This window comes from Ferroglobus sp., assembly GCF_015521575.1.
In the GTDB taxonomy this organism is placed as follows: Archaea; Halobacteriota; Archaeoglobi; order Archaeoglobales; family Archaeoglobaceae; genus Ferroglobus.
This window is the reverse complement of the sequence record NZ_WANY01000189.1, coordinates 1-2,470: the sequence shown is the minus strand read 5'-3', so window position 1 is coordinate 2,470 and position 2,470 is coordinate 1. Positions and strand designations below refer to the sequence as shown.

4 protein-coding genes are annotated in these 2,470 nt (G+C 43.8%); 1 reads left to right on the top strand and 3 read right to left on the bottom strand.

Annotation, left to right across the window (positions count from 1 at the left end):
- Nucleotides 1-206: 206 nt before the first annotated feature.
- The 3 genes from purF to F7C14_RS07465 are packed head-to-tail and all read right to left on the bottom strand — an operon-like array spanning nt 207 to nt 1,980.
- Complete coding sequence (gene purF, locus F7C14_RS07475; RefSeq protein WP_290901463.1) at nt 207-1,568, bottom strand: amidophosphoribosyltransferase; 1,362 nt, start codon at nt 1,566-1,568, stop codon at nt 207-209.
- Nucleotide 1,569: 1 nt separating this feature from the next.
- Nucleotides 1,570-1,749, bottom strand: coding sequence for a 50S ribosomal protein L37e (locus tag F7C14_RS07470; protein ID WP_290901461.1), 180 nt, complete (start codon nt 1,747-1,749; stop codon nt 1,570-1,572).
- A gap of 9 nt (nt 1,750-1,758) precedes the next feature.
- Nucleotides 1,759-1,980, bottom strand: a complete 222-nt coding sequence (locus F7C14_RS07465) for an LSm family protein (protein ID WP_290901459.1) — start codon at nt 1,978-1,980, stop codon at nt 1,759-1,761.
- A gap of 73 nt (nt 1,981-2,053) precedes the next feature.
- Here F7C14_RS07465 and F7C14_RS07460 point away from each other — a divergent pair.
- The coding region (locus tag F7C14_RS07460; protein ID WP_290901457.1) for a DUF1947 domain-containing protein at nt 2,054-2,470 on the top strand (417 nt) is incomplete at its 3' end.

The following is a 2,470-nucleotide window of genomic DNA, read 5'->3' as shown; positions in this document are numbered from 1 at the left end:
GTTCCGCCCTTCGTATTCTCTAACTGCTTCTCGATGAAAAGAGGATTGAAAGTGGATGTATGTGTCTTCGATGACCGCTTGCAGTGTGCCCATAACTCGATGAAAAGAGGATTGAAAGCAATAATCCTGTAATCCCTTTTATCACATCAATCAATTAACTCGATAAAAAAGAAATCTGCAAAAAACATCCACAAACACTTTCTTTTTCAACACTTAAAACAAAACTCCCCCTTCACTGGATACTCTCCGGTTAAGCACGCCAAACAAAGCTTTTCTTTTTTCATCCCGATGGCTTTTATCAACCCCTCTAAAGAGAGGTATGCTAACGAATCCGCTCCAATTTCTTTTCTTATCTCTTCGATCGTTTTCTTGCTTGCAATCAGCTCCTCAGTAGTTTGCATGTCTATACCGTAGTAGCAGGGGGAGATTATCGGTGGACTACCGACTCTGAAGTGAACCTCTTTCGCTCCAGCTCTTCTGATCATGTCCACTATCTTTCTGCTCGTTGTCCCCCTTACTATGCTGTCGTCAACAAGCACGACTCTCTTCCCTTCGACGTTTTCCCTTAAAACGTTTACTTTCAACCTTACTGAAACTTCTCTGAGCTTTTGCTCCGGCATTATGAAAGTTCTACCGACGTATCTATTTTTTATCAGCGCCTCTATATATCTTATTCCGCTTTTTTCGGCAAAACCTATTGCTGAAGTAGTTCCGCTATCGGGAATTGGAGAGACTATATCCGCATCAACTCTTGCCTCCTCAGCCAAAATTTGACCGATTTTGTATCTGACGGAATAAACGTTTCTTCCGTCGATCACCGAGTCTGGACGGGCGAAGTATATGTATTCAAAAACACAGTGAGCTTCTCTTTCGCTCTCAACTTTTACACTCTCGATTTCGCCGTCCCTAACTATTATCGCTTCTCCCGGCTCTAAGTCTCTAACGAACTTTGCTCCAATTGTATCCAAAGCGCAGCTTTCGCTTGCGAAAACTACTCCCCCGTTGAACTCTCCAAAACATAGGGGACGAAAGGCAAACGGATCACGCATGGCAACGAGGGTATCGTTTACAGCGAAGACGAGAGAATAGCTACCTCTGAGGATTTTTGTCAGTTCGATTATCGCATCTTCAAGGTCCATTTTTATAAGAAGTCTCGATAGTAGCTGGGCAATAACTTCTGAATCTGTCGTGCTTATGAAAACGCTTCCAGCTTTCTCAAGCTCGTTTCTCAATTCGAAAAAGTTTACAAGGTTTCCATTGTGAGCGATCGCTATACTCCCGGCTCTCGTTTTAACGACGAAGGGTTGAGCGTTCTCTACAACGCTTTCTCCGGTCGTGGAGTATCTCACATGACCGACAGACACCCTTCCCTTCAACTTCTCAAAATCGACGTTTCTAAAGACGTCAGTAACGAGACCCATTCCCTTAACGACTTTGAAATCTTCCCCGCTAAAAGAGGCAATACCGGCAGACTCCTGACCGCGATGCTGAAGGGAGAATAAGGAATAGAAAACAAGCTTTGGCACTATGCGAGCGTCTTCTGAGTAAACACCTACAATACCACACATCTCAATACGAATTTTTCTTCTTCTTGACCCAGTTGTAGCTTCTCAATCTTCTACTTCTTCCAAAACCACAGGCGGCACAGTAACCTTTTCTTTTGTGGAACGAAACCCTGCCGCACCTTCTACATTTTATGTGGACGATTTTTCTTCCTCTTTTACCCATCGCAGCCGTTCCATCCGACATACAACCACCTCACTGCGAAGGAGAGACAAAGACGACAGTATCTCCTCTTATCACAACGCTACCAAGCTTTCTCACGACTTCTCCGTTTTGAATTTCCTCCGCATCGACGAGAACGAGATTCATGTGTATGTCGTACCCATCTAACGTGCCTCTAAACTCTCTCCCTCCCTTTAGCCTTACGAGCACTGGAGTTTTCAAAGCTCTGTTGAGAACATCAAGCGGTCTTGCCATTTTCCTTTCCTCCGTTGAGAACTCTTTTATGCAGAATTCTCTAAAGAGTATTTAAAAATATCGGAGGGAGTAAATGAAGCGGAAGATGCTCAGAAAAAAAGATGCGAAGAGAGTTCTTGAAGAGATAAAACTTAGAGCCGGAGTGGAGCTTGAAGGGAACGTTGAAGTCGTGAAATTCGATAAAACGAATGCGATTTTAATAGACGGAGAATTTCTTGCGATAGAGCACGAAGGGAAGTATTACCTCTCTGTTCTCGGAGTTATGAAGTTTAAACCGGAAAAGGGAAGGGTGGTTGTCGACAGCGGAGCAACGAATTTCATTCTGAACGGGGCAGACGTTATGAAGCCGGGAATTGTTGAAGCTGATGAGAAAATAAACAAAGGTGATTTCTGCTACGTTGTAGTTGAAGAGAAATACACTCCGTTAGCTGTGGGAATTGCTTTGTGCAAGGGAACGGAAATGGTTGGAGGAAAAGGAAAGGCTGTAAAG